Genomic DNA, 20352 nt, shown 5'->3' on the forward strand with positions numbered 1-20352 from the left:
GCAACCCTACTGAAGCAAATTTCTGAGGAGCTGAACGATGTCGATGGCCGATCGTGATGGTGTGATTTGGTATGACGGCGAGCTGGTGCAATGGCGCGACGCAACCACCCACGTGCTGACCCATACCCTGCATTACGGCATGGGTGTATTCGAAGGCGTTCGCGCTTACAACACCCCGCAGGGCACCTCGATTTTCCGCTTGCAAGCGCACACCGACCGCCTGTTCGATTCGGCTCACATCATGAATATGAAGATGCCGTACACCAAAGAGCAGATCAACGAAGCCACCCGTGCGGCCGTGCGTGAAAACAATCTGGAATCCGCTTATATCCGCCCGATGGTGTTCTACGGGTCTGAAGCCATGGGCATCCGCGCTGACACCCTGAAAGTGCACGTGATTGTCGCCGCCTGGCATTGGGGCGCGTACATGGGCGACGAAGCCCTGCAAAAAGGCATCAAGGTGCGCACCAGCTCCTTCACCCGCCACCACGTCAACATTTCTATGACCCGCGCCAAGGCCAACGGCAACTACATCAACTCGATGCTGGCCTTGCAGGAAGCGGTATCGGCCGGTGCCGACGAAGCCATGTTGCTGGACCCGGAAGGCTACGTAGCCGAAGGCTCGGGCGAGAACATCTTCCTGATCAAAGACGGCGTGCTCTACACCCCGGAAGTGACCTCGTGCTTGAACGGCATCACCCGCAGCACCGTGCTGACCCTGGCCGGCGAGCTGAATATTCCGGTGGTGGAAAAACGCATCACCCGCGACGAGGTGTACATCGCTGACGAAGCGTTCTTCACCGGCACCGCCGCTGAAGTAACGCCGATTCGCGAAGTCGACGGCCGCAGCATCGGTATCGGCAGCCGTGGTCCGGTGACCGAAAAACTACAAAAAGCCTACTTCGACCTCGTAACTGGCCAGACCAGCGCCCACGCCGAATGGCGCACCGCTGTTAAATAACGCCGCGACAACCGCTATCAAGCAGTGACAGGGAGGCTTAACCGCCTCCCTGCTCATTTGCGGAGTTTGAATGAACATATTGATCGTAGGGCCGAGCTGGGTAGGCGACATGGTGATGGCGCAAACCCTGTTCCAGTGCCTGAAGCAACGCCACCCCGACTGCCACATCGACGTGCTGGCGCCCGACTGGAGCCGCCCGATTCTTGAGCGCATGCCCGAAGTGCGCAGCGCGTTGAGCTTTCCCCTTGGCCATGGGGCGCTGGAGCTGGGCGTTCGTCGGCGCATCGGCAAGTCCCTGGCGGGCCAGTACGATCAAGCCATTGTGCTACCCAATTCGCTGAAATCGGCGCTGGTGCCGTTTTTTGCCGGCATCCCCAAACGCACCGGCTGGAAAGGCGAGTTGCGTTACGGCGTGCTTAACGATGTGCGCAAACTCGATAAAGAACGCTACCCGCTGATGATCGAGCGCTTTATGGCGCTGGCCTACGAGCGCGGCGCCGAGCTGCCCAAGCCGTACCCGCAACCGAGCCTGCGCATCGAGCCGCAAAGTCGCGACGCCGCCTTGGCCAAGTTCGGCCTGAGCCTGGACCGTCCCGTGCTGGCGCTGTGCCCGGGCGCCGAGTTTGGCGAGTCGAAAAAATGGCCGGCTGAGCACTACGCGAAAGTCGCCGAGCTGAAAATTCGTGCCGGTTGGCAGGTGTGGCTGTTCGGTTCGAAAAACGATCACGCCGTTGGCGAGGCCATCCGCGCTCGGCTGATTCCCGGCCTGCGCGAAGAAGCCCGCAACCTGGCCGGCGAAACCTCGCTGGCCGAAGCCATCGACTTGCTGTCCTGCGCCTCGGCCGTGGCCTCCAACGATTCTGGCCTGATGCACGTGGCGGCTGCGCTGAACCGTCCGCTGGTGGCCATTTACGGCTCCACCTCGCCGGGCTTTACGCCGCCGCTGGCCGATCAGGTGGAAATCGTGCGTCTGGGCATCGAATGCAGCCCATGCTTCGACCGCACCTGTCGCTTCGGCCACTACAACTGCCTGCGGGAACTGAAACCACGGCCGGTGATGGAAGCGCTGGGGCGGATTGCGCCAGACCCGGTTGAGGTCGATTGATGCGGGTTCTGCTGATTAAAACCTCGTCGCTCGGCGATGTGATTCATAGCCTGCCGGCGCTCACCGATGCGGCGCGCGCCATTCCCGGCATTCAGTTCGACTGGGTGGTGGAAGAAGGCTTCGCGGAAATTCCTGCCTGGCATCCTGCCGTGGCGCAGGTGATTCCGGTGGCGATCCGCCGCTGGCGGAAAAACCTCTGGCAAACCTTCAAGAACGGCGACTGGAAACGCTTCAAACAGCGCCTCGGCGAAACCCGTTACGACCTGGTGGTCGACGCCCAGGGCCTGCTGAAAAGCGCCTGGCTGACGCGCTACGTCAACGGCCCCATCGCCGGTTACGACCGCGACTCGGCGCGCGAGCCGATTGCCTGCCGCTTCTACGACCGCACCTACGCCGTGCCGCGTGAGCAGCATGCCTTGGAGCGCATTCGCCAGTTGTTCGCCCAGGCGCTGGACTATCCGCTGCCGGCAACCATCGGCGATTACGGTCTCGACCGCGCCTTGCTCGCCGACCCCGGCGCGCCGCCGTATCTGCTGTTTCTGCACGGCACGACGTGGGCCAGCAAGCACTGGCCGGAAGCCTATTGGCGCAGTTTGGCCGAGCAAATGAGCGAGCTGGGTTACGCCATTCGCCTGCCGTGGGGCAACGAAGCCGAGCAGCAACGCGCCGAACGAATTGCTGCGGGGTTGGAAAATGCCGTGGTACTGCCCAAATTAAACCTGGCGGGCGTGGCGAAAGTGATCGCCGGGGCGCAAGCCTGCGTGGCGGTGGATACCGGCCTCGGCCATCTGGCCGCCGCGCTGGATGTGCCGACCATTTCGCTGTATGGCCCAACCTTGCCGGGCCGCGTTGGCGCCTATGGCCGTTCGCAGATTCACCTGTGCGCCACCGGCCCGAATGCCGGCCTGGGCGACCGCGAAAAACCCTGTTTCGATGACCTGCTGCCCGAGCGTGTGGCCACCGAGTTACAAGCCCTGCTCTTGGCGCCGGAGACTGTGTAATGCAACTGGCTTTTGTGCTGTACAAATACTTCCCCTTCGGCGGCCTGCAGCGTGACTTCATGCGCATCGCCCTGGAGTGCCAGCAGCGTGGCCACAGCATCCGCGTCTACACCTTGATCTGGGAAGGCGACATTCCGCCCGGCTTCGAGGTGTTGGTGGCGCCGGTCAAAGCCTGGTTCAACCACCGTCGCAACGAAAAGCTGCTGGCCTGGGTGCAGGCCGACCTGGCCAAGCGCCCGGTCGACCGCGTGGTCGGCTTCAACAAAATGCCGGGGCTCGACGTGTACTACGCCGCCGACGGCTGCTTTGAAGACAAAGCGCAAAACCTGCGTAACGCCCTGTACCGCAAATGGGGCCGCTACAAGCACTTCTCCGACTACGAGCGCGCCGTGTTCGCCCCCAGCGCGAAAACCGATGTGCTGATGATTTCCGAAGTCCAGCAACCGCTGTTCGTCAAACACTACGGCACGCCCGCCGAGCGCTTTCACTTGCTGCCGCCGGGCATTGCTGCCGACCGCCGCGCGCCGGCCAATGCCGCCGACATTCGCGCTGAGTTCCGCCGTGAGTTCAACCTGGGCGACAACGACTTGCTGCTGGTGCAAATCGGCTCCGGCTTCAAAACCAAAGGCCTGGACCGCAGCCTGAAAGCCGTGGCCGCGTTGCCCAAAGAACTGCGCAAACGCACGCGGCTGATCGTCATCGGTCAGGACGATCCCAAGCCGTTCCTGCTGCAAGTGGCGGCGCTGGGCATTGGCGAGCAGGTGCAGATTCTCAAAGGTCGCAGCGATATTCCGCGCTTCCTGCTCGGCGCCGATCTGTTGATTCATCCGGCCTACAACGAAAACACGGGCACCGTGTTGCTTGAAGCCTTGGTGGCGGGATTGCCGGTGCTGGTTACCGATGTGTGCGGCTATGCCCACTACATCGAAGAAGCCGATTGCGGGCGCGTCATTCCCAGTCCGTTCGAACAAGAGCAACTCAACAGCACCTTGCGCGCCATGCTCGAAGACGATGCGCAACGCGCAGCCTGGGCGGCCAACGGCCTGGCCTTCGCCGACAGCGCCGACCTCTATAGCCTGCCGCAACGCGCAGCCGATGTGATTCTGGAGGCGCGCCCGTGAAGCTGATGCTGACTGAACCGTTCAAACGCCTGTGGGCCGGGCGCGACGCCTTCACCGAAGTCGAGCGCCTGGACGGCCAGGTCTACCGCGAGCTGGAAGGCCGCCGCACCCTGCGCACCGAAGTCGATGGTCGCGGCTATTTCGTGAAAATTCACCGTGGCATTGGCTGGGGCGAAATCTTCAAAAATTTGTTCACCGCCAAGCTGCCGGTGCTCGGCGCCGGGCAAGAACTGCAAGCCATCGAGCGCCTGACCGAAGCGGGCGTGCCGACCATGACCGCCGTGGCCTACGGCGAGCGCGGCGCCAACCCGGCGGCGCAGCACTCGTTTATCGTCACCGAAGAGTTGGCGCCGACCGTCAGCCTCGAAGACTTCAGCATCGACTGGATAAAGCAGCCGCCCGCGCCTCGGCTCAAGTGGGCGCTGATTGATGAAGTCGCGCGCATGACCGGCACCATGCACCGCGCCGGCGTTAACCACCGCGACTGCTACATCTGCCATTTCCTGCTGCATACCGATAAACCGGTGACTGCCGACGACTTCAGACTCTCGGTCATCGACCTTCACCGCGCCCAGAGCCGCGAGAAAATCAGCCGCCGCTGGCGCGATAAAGACCTCGCCGCCCTGTACTTCTCGGCGCTGGATATCGGCCTGACGCAACGGGACAAACTGCGTTTCCTGCGCACCTATTTCCAAGCCGCTAATGGCACCGATTCGTTGCGCCAGATCCTGCGCGAACAAGCGCCGCTGCTGAGCTGGCTGGAACGCAAAGCGGCGAAACTTTACGACCGCAAACAACGCTACGGGGACGCGCTCTGATGGCGTCGTGGCACCTGCACCCGAACTACCAGCACTTGATCGCCGACTTCGGTGGCCTCGACGAAGTGTTCGCCCTGACCGGCAAACGCATGACCCGCGATCCGATTTCCGAAGTGATCCGCGTCGAGCGCGACGGCGTCGGCTATTACGTTAAGCGCTACCGCAGCGCCGGCAAGGGCCTGCGTCCGTACCTGGCGCGCCTGCGGGTGCGCAGCGAGTGGCAAAACCTGCAACGCTTCGCCGACTGGGGCCTGCCCACCGCCGAAGTGGTGGCTCGTGGTTTCGAGCGGCGCAATGGCGCGTTTGTGCGCGGCGCCATGATCACCCGCGAACTGCCCAACACCGACGACCTTGGGCGCATGGCCAAAAAGGGTGATGCACGGCTGCAAGACCCGGCCTGGATCGACGGCATCAGCCGCCAGTTGGCCCACGGCACGCGCGTAATGCACGACCATCACTTCACCCACAACGACTTGAAATGGCGCAACCTGCTGGTCGATGACCAACGCACGCTGTTTTTTATCGACTGCCCCAACGGCGCGTTTTGGCGCGGGTTTATCCTGCGTTACCGGATCATCAAAGACCTCGCCTGCCTCGACAAAGTGGCCAAGTACAAGCTGTCGAACACCCAGCGCCTGCGCTTCTACCTGCAATACAGTGGGCACGCCCGGCTTAACCAAGCGGACAAAAAACAGATCCGCAAGATCGTGAAATTTTTTGAGGGTCGGGAATGAAGGACTTTATCGCCGCCGAAGACCGCGCGGTTCTTGCTGCCCACCAGCTCGATAACTTCGACGCGCTGTGGGCGCTGGAACTCGAAGCGGTGGACGAGCCGAACACCGAGCGGGGCGGCTACAGCTCAGTGTCGCGGCTGGTACTGGGCGATCACGCCTACTACCTCAAACGCCAGACCAACCACCTGACCCGCAGCCCGCTGCACCCCTTCGGCGAACCGACCTTTGCCCGCGAGCTGCGCAACATCGAGCGCTACCAGAAGCTCGGCATTCCAGCCCTGCACGCGGCGTTTTTCGCCCAGCGCCGGGTAGACGGCAACGAGCAAGCGATTCTGCTGACCCGAGCGCTCGATGGCTGGAATGATCTCGAATACTGGCTACGCGACTGGAACAACCACAGCGAAGCCCAGCGCATGGCCATTTTGCGCGCGTGCGGTGAACTGGCCCGCCGCCTGCATAGCGCCCATCAAATGCACGGCTGCTTTTACCCCAAGCATATTTTCCTGCGTGAATCGGCTGACGGCTTCGACGCCCAACTGATCGACCTGGAAAAAACCCGTCGCCTGGTATTCGGCAAACGCGACCGCATCAAAGACCTCGAGCCGTTGTTGCGCCGTGCCAGCAGTTGGAGTCAGGAAGAAATCTGGCACCTGCTGCTCGCCTACGTGGGCGACAAAGGCAGCGCACAAACCTGGAGCAAACGCCTCGGCGCTCGCAGCGCCCACAAGGCAGCGCGCAAATGAGCCTGAGCCAACTCAACGGCGCCGGCCGCACGCCAACGCTGCCCATCACCGTGCAGGTGGGCGGCGAACCGTTGCAATTGCACACCTTGCTGCGCGTGCTGCCGGGGCACCGTTATGTCGGCGTAGCCACCTGGCGCGGGCGCGAGGTGTTCGCCAAATTGCTGGTGGGCCCCAAGGCGGAACGGCGCTTTCATCGCGAGTCCAAAGGCGTGCATTTGCTCCTCGACCAGGGGTTGCTGACGCCTGCGCTATTGGCCGAAGGCTTTGAGCCAGGCGAGGGCGGTTGGCTGCTGTTCGACTACCTGGATAACGCACAGAGCATCGGCGATGCCTGGCGTCTGGTTGAGCACGAAGCGCCAGCCTCTGACGGCCAGCAAGCGGTGCTGGCCCAAGCGCTGGAGGCCATCGGCAAGTTGCACAGCAAAGGCCTATGGCAAGCCGACCTGCACCCCGACAACCTGCTGCAGCACAACGGCCATCTGTACCTGATCGACGGTGGCGGGGTGCAAGCGCAAGTGCCGGGCCAGCCGCTGGGCCGGGACGAAGTGCTGCGCAACCTCGGCGTGTTCTTCGCCCAGTTGCCCGGCAACCTGGAACCGTTTCTGGAAGAGCTGCTTATTCACTACCTGCTGGCCAACGGCGAGCACGCCTTGCCACTGGAAAAGCTGCTCGCCGAAATCGCCAACGTGCGTCGCTGGCGAGTGCGCGACTACCTGAAAAAAGCCGCCCGTGATTGCAGTCTGTTCAGCGCCCGCATCGGCGCGTTCGGTGCGCGGGTTGTGCGTCGCCAAGCCGAGCCGCGCTTGCAAGCCTTGCTCAGTGCACCGGATGCCGCCCTCGACAGCGGCCACCTGTATAAGACCGGCGGCGCTGCGACCGTGGCGCGGGTTGAGCTGAATGGCGAGCCGTTGGTGGTTAAACGCTACAACGTCAAAAGCTTCGCCCATTGGCTGAAGCGCTTTTGGCGCCCAAGCCGCGCGTGGCACAGCTGGCTTGAAGGCAATCGCTTGCTGGTGCTGGGCATCCCCACGCCGTTGCCGCTGGCTGTAATCGAACACCGCTGGTGCTGGTTGCGCCGCCGCGCCTATTTGGTGACCGCCTACTGCGGCGAAGAAGATTTGATCGCCCGCTTTGCCCTATACCTGAACAGCGCGCCGCCCGAGCACGAACTGGTGCAACTGGACCGCTTGTTCGCCGCGCTGATCCGCGAGCGCATCAGCCATGGCGACTTTAAAGGTCACAACCTGTTCTGGCACCAAGAACAGTGGACATTGATCGACCTCGACGCCATGCAACAACACCGCCGCCAAAGCAGCTTCGCCAGCGCCTACGCCCGCGACCGCGCGCGCTTTTTGCGCAATTGGCCGGCCGAGTCGGCCTTGTATCAGTTGCTGGATGAGCGTTTGCCGGTGCTCTAAAACAAATAGATAACTGTGGGAGCGGCTTTAGCCGCGATGCTCTTGATCTCGTCGTTTCCAGGAATCGCGGCTAAAGCCGCTCCCACAGATCACACATCTCCCGTGGGATCGGCCGGCGCTCCGGTTTAGCCGTAACGTTTGACCCTGAAAACCCAGTCACTCGAATTGGTAGGAAGCCCCCACCCCCGCATACCAACTGCGCCCCGGCGCGGCCTCGTAGTACCGGCTGTTGCCGTCTCCGACGATCACCGAGCCTACGTATTGCTTGTCGAACAGGTTATCCAGCCGCACCAGTTGGTGAACCGTCCAGGCGCCATGTTTCTGTTCGAAGCGCGCGCGCCAGTTGAACACGCTGTACGCCGGCGCGGGCTTGGCGCTGTTGCTGTCTTCGACGTAGACCTTGCTGCGGTACAGGCCCTCCACGGCGGTGCTGATGCCGTCGATGGGTTGCCAGTTGAGTTCGGCGAACAGGGTGGTGCGCGGCACGCCGGGGAGGTTGTTGCTGCTGTCCACTGTGATGGGCGTTTGGCCGTTAAACGTCTGAAAGCCGGACTCGTATTGGGCGACCAAATACGTATAGGCCAGGTTGGTCGACCACTGTTCGCTCAGTTGGCTTTCCACCCCGAGTTCGAAGCCGCGCCGCCGAGTTGGGCCGGCGTTTTTGTAGGTGGCTCGACCGAAATCGTTGCGTGCCACGACGATTTCGTCTTCGGTATCGATCTGGAAAATCGCTGCGTTGACCCGTGTGTCTTCAGCAATCCGAGCTTTCACTCCCAACTCATATTGCGTGCTGGTTGAAGCGTCGAGGTTGTAATTCACACCTGCCGAGCTTGGCGCGTAAGCCAGTTCCGCCTGGGTAGGCGTCTCGAAGCCGCGGCCGACACTGGCGTACACATTGACGTCTGGGTTAACCGCGTAACCGACGCTCAACGCTGGGTTGGCCTGCTCATATCGGCGGTTGCCGCTGTCGTCGCCGTTGCTCAGGAAGTGGTCGTCGACTTCGATCTCGACGGTGCTGTAGCGCAGGCCTCCTTGCAGGGTCCAGTCGCCGATCGTCCACGTCGCTTGGGCGTACGGGTCGAGGCTGGTGGCAGTATCGGTCTCGTCACGTTTAAGGGCGCCTTTGATGCCAAAGTTTTGGCCGACGAAGTTCTGATAGCCCTGCCGGTCATCGCGGCTAACGTCGTAATCCAGACCGAACACCACATCGACGTCGCCTACAGGCTGTAACCAGCGCAGGCTGCCACCGTAAAAGTCCCGGTCGAAATCCACAACGCCACCGCCGCCTTGGCTGCTCGTATTGGCAGGCGCGCTGTCCGGAATAGATAAATATTGAATAACACTGCGCCTGCCTGCATACGCCGTAGCCTGCAACGTCGCGTCGCCGAAGTAGCGCTCATAGTTCGCTCCAACCTGCTGATGATCGATGCTTTTGCGCGTGTTGTACGTTTCGGCCCCCGGAGCCACAGAGCGCGGGTCGGCCTTGTAGTCGGTCCACTTCTGCCCCAACGGATCCTGGGTGCCGTTCTGCTCCAGGCTGCTGAAAATCAGCGCGAGTTTGCTGTCGTCGTCCGGCTTGAGGTTCAGCTTGGCGAAGGTCTGGTCGCGGCGGGCGGCGCTGTGGTCGCGGTAGCCGTCGGTGTCCATGCGCGAAGCGTCTAAAAGAAAACCGGCCTTTTCATTCGCGCCCTCAGCGCTCAGGTGGTTTTTGTTCAGGCCGTCGCTGCCAAAAATGGTCTCGGCGCCCACGGTCGGCGGTCCTTCAGGATCACGCGAAAAGACCTGAACCACGCCCCCCGCGTTGCTGCCATACAGGGTAGAGGCCGGCCCGCGCAGCACTTCGATGCGCTCGGCGGTGTCCAGATTGAAGGTCGCCGCCTGGCCTTGGCCATCGGCCGTACTGGCCGGAATGCCGTCGGTGATCAGCTTGATGCCACGCACGCCAAACGCTGAACGCGCACCGAAACCGCGTGAGGAAATTTGCAGGTCTTGCGCGTAGTTCTGACGGTTTTGAACCACCAGCCCCGGCACGCGACTAAGCGCCTCCGAGGCGTTGATGCCCAGTTGACCATCGCTGATTTGCTGGCGATCTACGCTGTCTACCGAGAAGGGCAGGTGGAAGCTGTCGCTCGCTTGGCGAGAGCCGCTGACCACCAGCGGATCGAGCTGTACGGTTGGAACGGCTTGCTCGGCGTTGGCAGTGGCGACGGCGAACGCGGTGAGTAACAGGGTGTAAGGCGGGATTCGATTCAATGCAGTCATGGCCGGTTTTATACAGGTCAATGAAAACCGCGAACGATGCGGCATGGGCATAGTGGGCGATTATCGGCACAAAAGTCACCCCAGCGCAGCCGCTCTGGCGCCGGATGTTGCACCCTTGCTCGCCGTTTTGGCCGCCCACGTTTGGTTGCCAATCTGATTGCTAATGGCCCGGCGCGACCGGGCAAACGAACACGAGGAACAGTGCATGACAGATCCCATAACCGTTGGCGCCCGGCGCCCCGGCAAAGCCGCCCGCTGGCTGGTCATGGCCGTGGGCATCGCCATTGCCTTGGTCGGTTTGTACCTGATTGGAGGCGGCGCTTACCTGGCGGTGCTCGGCGGCAGCTGGTACTTCGGCTTGTGCGGTTTGGCGACCCTGGGCGCCGGTGTGCTGATTGCCAAGCGCAATCCGAACGGGGCCGCGTTGTTTGGCGTGATCGTACTGCTCTCGGCGATTTGGGCGGTGTGGGAAACCGGGCTGGAATTCTGGCCGCTGGTATCGCGGCTGTTTGTGTTTGCCATGATTGGGCTGGTCGTCGCGCTGCTGTATCCCACGCTGGTGCGTCTGTCGCCCGAATTGCACGACGAGCCCGGGCGCTTTTCCTATGTGTTGAGCGCTGTGCTGGCCGTCGCGATTGTCGCCACCTGCGCCTACGCCTTTGTGCCCACGCCAATGGTGGCGGCCGACAGCGATGCGCCGGTCACACCCGTGGTCAAAGGGCAGGAGCAGAAAGACTGGAAGCATTGGGGCAACACCACCCATGGCGACCGCTTCGCCGCGCTCGACCAGATCAACAAAGACAACATCAATAAGCTGCAAGTGGCCTGGACCTTCCGCACCGGTGACCTGCCTGAGAGCACCGGCTCCGGCGCTGAAGACCAGAACACGCCACTGCAAATCGGCGACACGCTTTACCACTGCACCGCCTACGGCAAGGTGTTCGCCCTGGATGTGGACAGCGGCAAAGAACGTTGGCACTTCGACCCCAAAGGCTCGGCGCCCAACTGGCAGCGCTGCCGGGGCCTGGGCTATTTCGAGGACGCGCCGAGCGAGCAGCCTGCCGCTCAAAATGCGGTAGCAAGCACGGCGCCGAGTGCGCCGGCTGCCTGCGCCAAGCGCATCTTTCTGCCGACCATTGACGCCCGCCTGATCGCCTTGAACGCCGAAACCGGCGAGCCGTGCAGCGACTTCGGCAACCAAGGCACCGTCGACCTGACCACGGATATGGGCGAGGTCAAACCGGGCTACTACCAGCAAACCTCAACCCCGTTGGTGGCCGGCAATGTGGTGGTGGTAGGCGGGCGCGTCGCCGACAACTTTTCCACTGAAGAACCGCCAGGCGTGGTGCGCGCCTTCGATGTGCACACCGGCGCATTGGTCTGGGCGTGGGACCCGGGCAACCCGCAAACCACCCAACGTCCACCTGAAGGGCAAACCTACACGCGCGGCACGCCGAACGTGTGGTCGGCCATGGCGTACGACGAAAAGCTTGGCCTCATCTACTTGCCTACCGGCAACGCCACACCGGATTTCTGGGCGGGCAGCCGCACCGAACTGGACGATAAATACAGCTCGTCGGTCGTCGCCGTCGAAGCCGCCACCGGTGCCATCCGTTGGCATTTCCAAATGACCCACCACGACCTCTGGGACTTCGACATCCCGGCCCAGCCGCTGCTTTACGATGTGCCAGACGATGCCGGCGGCACCCAGCCGGCGCTGGCGCAAATCACCAAGCAAGGCGAAATTTTCTTGCTCAACCGCGCCACCGGCGTGCCGATTGCCAAGGTCGACGAACGCCCCGTGCCGCAAGGCAACGTTCCGGGCGAGCGCTACTCACTGACGCAACCGTTCTCGGTCGACATGCCCTCGATTGGTAATCAGCAGCTGTACGAAGCCGACATGTGGGGCGCCACCGTTTTCGACCAATTGCTCTGCCGCATCCAATTCAAAAGCATGCGTCATGAAGGCGTGTATACCCCGCCCGGTCTGGATCCGGCTTTGCAATTCCCCGGCTCCCTGGGCGGCATGAACTGGGGCAGCGTGTCGGTGGACCCGAACACCCACTACATGTTCGTCAACGACATGCGCCTGGGCTTGGCCAACTACATGATCCCGCGCGACAAAATTGCCGCTGGCGCCAGCGGCATCGAAATGGGCGTAGTGCCGCAGTCCGGCACACCGTTCGGCGCGATGCGTCAGCGCTTTCTGTCAGTGGCCGGCATTCCGTGCCAGAAACCGCCGTTTGGCACCATGTCCGCCATCGACCTGAAAACCCGCAAGCTGGTCTGGCAAGTGCCCGTCGGCACTGTGCAAGACACCGGCCCGCTGGGTATCAAAATGCACCTGCCGATTCCCATCGGCATGCCGACGCTGGGCGCCTCCATGGCCACCCAATCGGGCCTGCTGTTCTTTGCCGGCACGCAAGATTTCTACCTGCGCGCCTTCGACAGCGGCAACGGCAAGGAAATCTGGAAATCCCGTCTGCCGGTCGGCAGTCAATCCGGCCCGATGACCTACGTGTCACCGAAAACCGGCAAGCAATACATCGTCATCAGCGCCGGCGGCGCCCGTCAGTCACCGGAGCGGGGGGATTACGTCATTGCGTATGCGTTGCCGGATAAGTAGCGGCTCAAACTGAGCGCTACGAGCCGATGACTCCGTAACCCCGAGCCATCAGCGCCGCCAACAGCGGAATGATCAGCAGGAGTAGCAGTTCGATGCGGATGACCATCGTCACCAGCATCGCTTGCTTGGCGCTGATGGTGGGGAGTTCGCCGGCTTTGAGGGTGTTGCGCCAGTTGAGGAACACGAAGGTCGGCACGACGGAGATCAGGCCGACCAGAATGAACAGGCCGAACTTGGCGTGGAATACGCTGTTGTTCAGGTAGTAGTCCAACCCTTTGCCGTACCACATCACGCGTGCCGCGCCGGTTGCCAGCACCAGGCCCGCGGTGGCGCCGTAGGCGATGTCGATGCGGATCAGGCTGCGGGCGCGGCTAAGGTCCAGCGGCAGTTTGAACAGCTGGTGTTCGAGGGTGAGCAGGGCGAATAGCAGGAAGATCGATAGGTAGTGCAGGTACGCGGCGATAGCGGCGGCCATGTTGAGCTCTCTCGGTCTAGGGGAGGTATTTCTCCTGTAGGAGCTAGCTTGCTAGCGAACCCTGCACACGTCATTTTCCGACGTTTTCAGCGTTCGCGAGCACGCTCGCTCCTACAAAAGCGGCGCGGTATTAGGCGTTGTTCAGTTCAGCCCTTTGCCGGCAAATTCTTCAAACTCCACACGATTACGCCCGTTGCCCTTGGCGTGGTACAGCGCTTTGTCCGCGCGTTTGAGTGCCCGTTCGGGGTTTTCCTGCGGCTCGGCCAGCGCGCAGCCGACGCTGATGGTCAGGGCCAGTTCTACGTCACCTGCTGGAATGGGGTCGCGGGCCATGGCGGTGCGGATACGCTCGCCGATCAGGCGTAACTCCTGTTCGTCGTGCACTTGCGTGAGCACCACAAATTCCTCGCCGCCGCTGCGGGTGACGACGTCTTGCGGGCGCACCGCGGCGGCAATGCGGCGGGCACTCTCCCATAGCACTTTGTCGCCAGCGTCGTGGCCATGGGCGTCGTTTACCCGCTTGAAATAATCCAAATCGCAGAACAGCAAGCCCAAGTGCATGCCGCGTTCTTCGGCGCGCGATTGTTCGCGCGGAAGAAAGTGTTCCAGACCGGCGCGGTTCCACACTTGGGTGAGCGTATCGAGCATGGTCTTGCGTTGTTCGCGGCTTAGCGCAGCGCGCAGTTGTACGGTTTGTTCGCTGACGTGGCGCAGCTTCAAATAACCTTCGGCCAACGTGGCCATGTCGCGCAGACGCTGCTTCTGTTTGCGGTTGAGGGTTTTGGGCGCCGGGTGCAGCAGGCAGAGCGTGCCGATGGCGTGGCCGTCTTGGGCAAATAGCGGTTGCCCGGCGTAGAAGCGCAGCCAAGGCGGACCGGTGACCACCGGGTTGTCGGCGAAGCGCTCGTCGGTATGGGTGTCTTCGACGATAAACACGTCATCTTGCAGAATCGCGTGGCCGCAGAACGACACGCTGCGGGGCGTTTCAGGAACCTCCAAGCCTCTGCGCGCTTTAAACCACTGACGCTCGCGGTCCACCAGGCTAATCAGCACCGTTTTCACCTCGAACATCTCACTCACGATGCGCACCAGCACGTCGAGATAAGGGTCGGCCGGGGTGTCGAGCAGCTCTTGGTTATCCAGTACTTCCTGACGAACAAGTTCGTTAACGGGATTCTTCGGTATGAGCATTCGCTGATCCTTCGGGACTTGGCGAAACGAACCACAGGTCGTGGCGGGTCAGGTGATAAGCATAGACACCCAAACACAGGCTTCGTAGTCCCATAAACGCCAGAAACGCCAACCACAGCCCATGGTTACCGAAATCCTGCAGCCACCAAGCCAGCGGCAGCGCGAGCGCCACGCTGAGCAGCATGGAATCGCGCATTTCCCGCGCCCGGGTGGCGCCGATAAAAAGGCCGTCGAGCAGGTAGCTCCACACCGCCACCAGCGGCAATACGGCGAGGTACGGCAGGTAAATGTCGGCGGTTTCGCGCACGGAGGCGATGTCGGTTTGCAGGGCGATAAACAGGTGACCGCCCACGGCAAAGCACAGCGCAAACACCAGGCTGGCAATCAGCGACCAGCCACCGGCCACCACCAAACTGCGCAGCAGGCCTTGCCGGTCCCGACTGCCGAGCGCGTGGCCGCACAGCGCTTCGACAGCGTGGGCGAAACCGTCCAGGGCGTAGGCCGTGAGCAGCAAGCCGTTAAGGAGCAGGGCATTGGCGGCGACGGTTTCGTCGCCCAGCCGCGCGCCTTGAACCGTCAGCAGGAAAAACACACCTTGCAGCGCCAACGAGCGGATGAAAATGTCGCGGTTCACCGCCAGCAGTGGCCGCCAGTTTCGCCACAACGCCATCGCCGCCCATTGGGTGCGCCCCGGATAGCGCCGCAGCGCCCCGCCGGTTAGCGCCAAGCCCAACAGCGCGCCGCCCCATTCGCTGAGCACCGCCGCCCGCGCGGCGCCGACTACGCCCCAGTCGAGCCCCAGCACGAACCACAACGACAGCACGATATTCAGCACGTTAGTGCCCAGCAGAATCGCCAACGGCGCCCGCGCGTTTTGTGTGCCAAGGAACCAGCCGATCAACGCGAAATTTGCCAGCGCAGCGGGCAGGCCCCATAGGCGCGCGTGGAAGAACGCGCGGGTTTGTTCATCCAGTTCAGCGGAAGGATTCATCAGCCCCAGCGCCATGTCCCCGAACGGCAGCGCGAGCAACCCCAGGGTCAGCGCCAGCAGCGCCGCCAACACCAGGCCTTGCACCAGCACCTGCCGCAGCGCGCCGCCATCGGCACGACCGCTGGCCTGCGCCGCAAAGCCGGTGGTGCCCATGCGCAGGAAACCGAGAATGCCGACGATCATCACGTACAACGTACTGCCCACCGCCACGGCACCGAGCTGATGCGCGTGGGGCAAGTGGCCGACCACGGTGCTGTCGACCAATGCCACCAGCGGCACGGAAATATTGGAGAGGATCATCGGGGCTGCCAGCGCCCAGACTTTCTGGTGAGTGGGGGTGTGGTTCCAGGCTTGGCGCAGCATCGGGTACTCCTGTGGAGCGGCGCAGTATAGAGGCCGGCCCGAGCGCGCCATAGGTGCTTATACGAGCGGTGAATATGGCTAAACGGTTGATGCTAGCGGCGGTGGCTGGCCTACGCTGGAGGTACGGACTTCTTTCCGGGAGGTGTAGCCATGACTATAAGAACAAGAAAATTCATGATCGCGGTTGGGCTGTTGGCGGTTTGCTTGGTGTATGGCGCGGCGGCGGTGCGGGTTGAGCTGGCGCGGCTGGGGCCGCCGGTGGCGTCGATTTCGTGTAAGCAGGATCAGTGTGTGCCGCATACGGGGTGGTTGAGTTCAATGCGGTGAGGGGGTGGCTCGAAGGCCTGGCTTAGCCTTTCGGCGAAGGTATTCTCTGCCCCGTTCGTTATCAAATCCTCCGTCATCCTCGCGAACGCGGGGATCCAGAATTTCCAGGCGGACGCAGTTGTGGAGGTATTCATTACTGCGTGCGATGAACGTTTTTGTTTCGCGCCTTAAGCGCGACTGACTTTTGGCATGCCGGATTGCCGGACCACCCAAAAGAAGCCAAAAGGTCTAGCCCCTACTTTGGCCCTCCGCTGCGCTGCGGTTTCCCTCCTTCCGTCGCCGCTCCGGGGGGCACGGCGACACGGGCCATCCTTGGCCCGACACGCCTTTCGCGGCTCCCGGCCGCTCAACCCCCTGCGCAACAACTCCACTCGGCCTGCGATGAACGGTGCGGGGTAGGTCAAGAGCGGTAGATCAAGAGCCTGATCACAAGCAAATCAAAAACATCGCGGCTAAAGCCGCTCCTACAGGGGCGAGCGTAGGGGAGTGGGGCCTTATCGCAGTTCATCGACCATGCTGGCAGTCACGCTCAGTACATCTTTGGCCAGTTGCTTTGAGCGTTTGCCGTCCCAACCCGTTGTTGGGTTCGGGGTGTCGTTGTGGTCTTTGAAGGGCATTTCGATGGTGAATGACAGGCAGTCAAATTCTTGCCCAACGGCGTTGCAGGCCAGTGCCATGTTGGCTTTGCCCGGTTCGCTGCGGGGGTAGCCGTAGCGGGTTTGGAATTCGGCGCCGTGGGCGACGAGGCGTTGGCGGAAGCGTTCTTCCAGGCCGGCGATACGCGGGGTGTAGCCGGGGTTGCCTTCGCAGGCGGCGGTGAAGACGTGGGGGATTTCTTCGTCGCCGTGGATGTCCAAGAACAAGTCCACGCCCACCGCGCGCATGTGCTGTTGCACGAAGAACACTTCCGGAGTCTGCGTTTCGTTGGCCGATTGCCAGGCGCGGTTGAGGTCTTTGCCGGCGGCGTTGGTGCGCAGGTGGCCGCGGTAGGCGCCGTCGGGGTTCATGTTGGGCACCAGGTACAAGTCGGCTTTGCTGAGCAGGGTGTTGAGTTCGGCGTCGTCGCGGTTTTTCAGGCGTTCGATCAGGCCTTCCATAAACCATTCAGCCATGTGCTCGCCGGGGTGCTGTTGGGCGATGATCCAGACTTTTCGCGGTGCGTTCGGCGTGCGGCTGATGCGCAGCAGTTGGATGTCCCGGCCTTCGATGCTTTTGCCACAGGCCACTAGCTCGGCGTCCGCTTTGACCAGTGCCTGGTCGATCAACCAGTCATGGCGCTCGCGGCTGTAGGGTTCGAAGTAGGCGAACCAGATTTGCGTCTGCTCAACCTCCAGGCCGAAGCTCAAGGTGCCGTCGACGTAGGTGCTGGGCACGCGAAACCAGGTTTTCTGGTCGTACGAGGCGGCGGCGTTGTAGCCAGGCCAGGCCCAGCTGTAGGCGGCCTCGCCGGCGTTGGTGATGCTGAAGTCGTAGCGCTGGCCGGGTGTGAGGTCTTCGGCTTTGAAGTGGAACCACTGAAAGTGGGCGCTGTTGAGGTCTTTGCGCATTTTCAGCAGCGGGTGCTGCGCGTTGCTGAGGTCGTGAACCTCGATGTTGCCGCTGTCGAAGTGGGAGCTGATTCGCATGGTGAGCCTCTACATCTGTCCGTCGCCCGCTACCGGGCGTGTATGGCGTGTAGCTTCGCAGGTGCCCGCGCGGTTGCAAACGCAGAAGGCGACACAAATGTGCAAGCCAGCAGGCTTAGCTGATCAATAGACTGATCAGCCATAACCCCAGCAGCAACCAGATGATGCCCAGCACCACCGAGCGGCGCATAAAGGCGCGCACGGCGCTATACAGAAACAGCAGGCCGATGACCAGGGCAACGATGCTCAGTAGTGAAGGTGTGATGCCCAACGCGCTGGACAGACCATGGAGAAACTGGCTGCCGGCGTTGCCGATCAGGTGCAACAGGCCGCTCAGGCCGTCGACGATAAAACGGATAACCGTGCCCAGCGCATGGCCAAGCCAATCGAAGAATCCTTCTACCTGCATGCTGTGTCCTCGGGGTGCATGAACAACGACGTTAAGCTTGGGCAAGCGCAGCGTCTGGCGGTTCCATTTGTACGGTATTGCCGTTGTAGGAGCCAGCATGCTGGCGAATCCTGGAAACGATGGACCCGGCCAGCGCGTGACAAGCCAGCTCGTTCCGCAAAGCCAAGAGCAAGCCGCAAGAGCAAGAAACACCTTAACGCGCGCGTGATGTAACCTGCCGTTGCTACGCTACCGGCCACCCAGGATGAGTAAGCCGTTTTACATGACTTCAGCCTTACAGTTAGACACCGCCGCATCGCCTGCGCAGCTGAGGATCAGCGGCGACTGGACCTTGCCCCATTACAGCCAACTGGCCCGCGACGTGGCGACCATGCGCCCTCGGCTCGAGGGTGCGACCGCCGTTCACCTGGCTGACTTGCAGGCGCTCGACACCTCCGGCGCGGCGCTGTTGGCCGACTTGCTCGGCGCAGAGCGGCTGATTGATCTGGCCGCCAGCGACGCGTCGCTGACTCCCGCGCGCCAAGCGCTGCTCAATTCCGTGGGCGCTGCGCTGCGCACGTATTGCCAGCCAGAAAAACCCAAACCCCGTGCCGGTCTGGCCGATGTGCTCGCGCATATCGGCGGCTTTGTCGCGAGTTTGTGGGAGCGCGTGGCGGCGCTGCTCGGGTTTATCGGCCTGGTGCTGGAAACCCTGCTGCGCGGGCTGTTCGCGCCGCGCCGGTGGCGGGTGACGTCGCTGGTTTCCAATATCGAGCAAACCGGTCTGGATGCGGTGCCTATTGTGGTGCTGCTGACGTTTATGGTCGGGGCGGTGGTGGCATTTCTCGGCGCCACGGTGCTGGCCAATTTCGGCGCCACTATTTATACGGTCAACCTGGTGGCCTTCGCCTTTTTGCGCGAGTTCGGCGTGTTGCTCACTGCCATTCTCATGGCCGGTCGCACGGCCAGTGCGTTTACCGCGCAAATCGGCTCGATGAAGGCCAACGAAGAGGTCGACGCCATTCGCACCCTGGGCCTCAACCCGATTGAGTTGCTGGTGCTGCCACGCGTGCTGGCGCTGCTGGTGTCGCTGCCGATTCTGACGTTTCTGGCCATGCTCTCGGGCATTCTCGGCGGCGCTGTGGTGTGCCTGTTGGTGCTGAATATTTCGCCGACCATGTACCTGACCATCCTCCAAGGCATCGAGGTGCAGCACCTGCTGGTGGGCTTGAGCAAGGCGCCGGTGTTTGCGTTTCTGATTGCCGTGATTGGTTGTCTCGAAGGCTTCAAGGTCAGCGGCAGCGCGCAGTCGGTGGGTGAGCACACGACCTCGGCGGTGGTGCAGTCGATTTTTGTGGTGATTCTGCTGGATGCGGTGGCGGCGATGTTCTTTATGGAGATGGGCTGGTGAGTGCACAAGCGAGCGCCCTGATTGAGGTTCGCGACCTCACCAACGCCTTTGGCGCGCAGGTGGTGCACGAGCACCTGGACCTGGACGTCATGCGCGGTGAAATTCTCGGCATTGTCGGCGGTTCGGGAACCGGCAAATCGGTGCTGCTGCGCTCCATCGTCGGCCTGCAACGGCCCACGGCGGGCAGCGTAAAAGTGTTTGGCGAAAACTTGCTGAGTTTGTCGCCGGAAAAACGCTCCCAGGTGGAGCGCCGCTTTGGCGTGTTGTTTCAGTCCGGCGCGCTGTTTTCATCGCTCACGGTGTTGGAAAACATTGCCCTGCCGCTGATCGAACACGCCGGCCTTAGCCGCGATGAAGCGGAAAACCTGGCCGTGGTGAAACTGGCTCTGGCCGGCTTGCCGGAAACGGCGGCCTACAAGTACCCGGATTCGCTCTCTGGCGGCATGGTTAAGCGCGCCGCCCTGGCCCGCGCCTTGGCGCTCGACCCGGAAATCGTGTTTCTCGACGAGCCCACGGCCGGCCTCGACCCGATCAGTGCGGCGGCGTTTGATCAACTGATTCTGACCCTGCGTGATGCCCTTGGCCTGACGGTGTTTCTGGTCACCCACGACCTCGACACGCTGTACACCATCTGCGATCGGGTGGCGGTGCTGTCGCAGAAACGTGTGCTGGTGGCCGGCGACCTGACCACCGTGGCGGCCACGCCAGACGCTTGGGTTCACGATTACTTTCATGGCCCCCGTGGCCGTGCCGCGCTGCAAGCTAGCGCCCGTTTAACGGAGAACAACTGAT

The 20352-nt window shown here is 62.2% G+C and carries 17 protein-coding genes; 11 read left to right on the forward strand and 6 right to left on the reverse strand.

Annotated features, from left to right (window positions below):
- Positions 1-37: 37 nt before the first annotated feature.
- From ACZZ0Q_RS02485 to ACZZ0Q_RS02520, 8 genes are all read left to right on the forward strand, one after another.
- On the forward strand, positions 38-961 hold the full coding sequence (locus tag ACZZ0Q_RS02485; RefSeq protein WP_122493279.1) for a branched-chain amino acid transaminase: 924 nt from the start codon (positions 38-40) through the stop codon (positions 959-961).
- 70 nt (positions 962-1031) lie between these two features.
- Positions 1032-2066: a lipopolysaccharide heptosyltransferase II gene (gene waaF / locus ACZZ0Q_RS02490; protein ID WP_463540198.1), complete on the forward strand. Its 1035-nt coding sequence runs from the start codon at positions 1032-1034 to the stop codon at positions 2064-2066.
- Positions 2066-3067: a lipopolysaccharide heptosyltransferase I gene (waaC, locus tag ACZZ0Q_RS02495; protein WP_463560260.1), complete on the forward strand. Its 1002-nt coding sequence runs from the start codon at positions 2066-2068 to the stop codon at positions 3065-3067. Before waaF ends, waaC begins: the two co-directional genes overlap by 1 nt.
- Positions 3067-4188 carry a glycosyltransferase family 4 protein gene (locus ACZZ0Q_RS02500; protein WP_463540197.1) on the forward strand — a complete coding sequence of 374 codons (1122 nt, stop codon included), beginning with the start codon at positions 3067-3069 and terminating at the stop codon, positions 4186-4188. The genes waaC and ACZZ0Q_RS02500 overlap by 1 nt, the downstream gene beginning before the upstream one ends.
- Positions 4185-5006, forward strand: a complete 822-nt coding sequence (gene rfaP / locus ACZZ0Q_RS02505) for a lipopolysaccharide core heptose(I) kinase RfaP (RefSeq protein WP_463540196.1) — start codon at positions 4185-4187, stop codon at positions 5004-5006. Before ACZZ0Q_RS02500 ends, rfaP begins: the two co-directional genes overlap by 4 nt.
- The gene (locus ACZZ0Q_RS02510; RefSeq protein ID WP_463560262.1) at positions 5006-5740 is read left to right on the forward strand and encodes a lipopolysaccharide kinase InaA family protein; all 735 of its coding nucleotides are present in this window, start codon (positions 5006-5008) and stop codon (positions 5738-5740) included. The genes rfaP and ACZZ0Q_RS02510 overlap by 1 nt, the downstream gene beginning before the upstream one ends.
- Positions 5737-6483, forward strand: a complete 747-nt coding sequence (locus ACZZ0Q_RS02515) for a lipopolysaccharide kinase InaA family protein (protein WP_463540195.1) — start codon at positions 5737-5739, stop codon at positions 6481-6483. The genes ACZZ0Q_RS02510 and ACZZ0Q_RS02515 overlap by 4 nt, the downstream gene beginning before the upstream one ends.
- Positions 6480-7901: a lipopolysaccharide kinase InaA family protein gene (locus tag ACZZ0Q_RS02520; RefSeq protein ID WP_463540194.1), complete on the forward strand. Its 1422-nt coding sequence runs from the start codon at positions 6480-6482 to the stop codon at positions 7899-7901. Before ACZZ0Q_RS02515 ends, ACZZ0Q_RS02520 begins: the two co-directional genes overlap by 4 nt.
- A gap of 156 nt (positions 7902-8057) precedes the next feature.
- Here the strand turns inward: ACZZ0Q_RS02520 and ACZZ0Q_RS02525 are convergent, their stop codons facing one another.
- Positions 8058-10163 (reverse strand): TonB-dependent receptor family protein, encoded by a 2106-nt coding sequence (locus tag ACZZ0Q_RS02525; protein WP_463540193.1) that lies wholly within the window; start codon positions 10161-10163, stop codon positions 8058-8060.
- A 265-nt stretch (positions 10164-10428) separates the two neighbouring features.
- On the opposite strand from ACZZ0Q_RS02525, the gene ACZZ0Q_RS02530 reads away from it, so the two are divergent.
- Entirely contained in the window at positions 10429-12789 is a 2361-nt protein-coding gene (locus ACZZ0Q_RS02530; protein WP_463560994.1) for a glucose/quinate/shikimate family membrane-bound PQQ-dependent dehydrogenase, read from the forward strand.
- A gap of 16 nt (positions 12790-12805) precedes the next feature.
- Here the strand turns inward: ACZZ0Q_RS02530 and ACZZ0Q_RS02535 are convergent, their stop codons facing one another.
- From ACZZ0Q_RS02535 to ACZZ0Q_RS02555, 5 genes are all read right to left on the reverse strand, one after another.
- Positions 12806-13264, reverse strand: coding sequence for a DUF2214 family protein (locus ACZZ0Q_RS02535; RefSeq protein WP_463540192.1), 459 nt, complete (start codon positions 13262-13264; stop codon positions 12806-12808).
- 141 nt (positions 13265-13405) lie between these two features.
- Positions 13406-14455 carry a sensor domain-containing diguanylate cyclase gene (locus tag ACZZ0Q_RS02540; protein ID WP_463540191.1) on the reverse strand — a complete coding sequence of 350 codons (1050 nt, stop codon included), beginning with the start codon at positions 14453-14455 and terminating at the stop codon, positions 13406-13408.
- Positions 14430-15809 (reverse strand): MATE family efflux transporter, encoded by a 1380-nt coding sequence (locus ACZZ0Q_RS02545; RefSeq protein ID WP_463540190.1) that lies wholly within the window; start codon positions 15807-15809, stop codon positions 14430-14432. Before ACZZ0Q_RS02545 ends, ACZZ0Q_RS02540 begins: the two co-directional genes overlap by 26 nt.
- Positions 15810-16630: 821 nt before the next feature.
- Positions 16631-17761 carry a M14 family metallopeptidase gene (locus ACZZ0Q_RS02550; protein WP_463540189.1) on the reverse strand — a complete coding sequence of 377 codons (1131 nt, stop codon included), beginning with the start codon at positions 17759-17761 and terminating at the stop codon, positions 16631-16633.
- 115 nt (positions 17762-17876) lie between these two features.
- Positions 17877-18170 carry a hypothetical protein gene (locus ACZZ0Q_RS02555; RefSeq protein ID WP_122493265.1) on the reverse strand — a complete coding sequence of 98 codons (294 nt, stop codon included), beginning with the start codon at positions 18168-18170 and terminating at the stop codon, positions 17877-17879.
- 262 nt (positions 18171-18432) lie between these two features.
- Between ACZZ0Q_RS02555 and ACZZ0Q_RS02560 the strand changes: the two genes are divergently transcribed.
- Together ACZZ0Q_RS02560 and ACZZ0Q_RS02565 are read left to right on the forward strand one after the other, a co-directional pair.
- Positions 18433-19560, forward strand: a complete 1128-nt coding sequence (locus tag ACZZ0Q_RS02560; protein ID WP_463540188.1) for an MlaE family ABC transporter permease — start codon at positions 18433-18435, stop codon at positions 19558-19560.
- Positions 19557-20351: an ATP-binding cassette domain-containing protein gene (locus ACZZ0Q_RS02565; RefSeq protein WP_241000539.1), complete on the forward strand. Its 795-nt coding sequence runs from the start codon at positions 19557-19559 to the stop codon at positions 20349-20351. The genes ACZZ0Q_RS02560 and ACZZ0Q_RS02565 overlap by 4 nt, the downstream gene beginning before the upstream one ends.
- Position 20352: the final 1 nt, after the last annotated feature.

It is taken from the genome of Pseudomonas sp. AC070, from assembly GCF_979258635.1.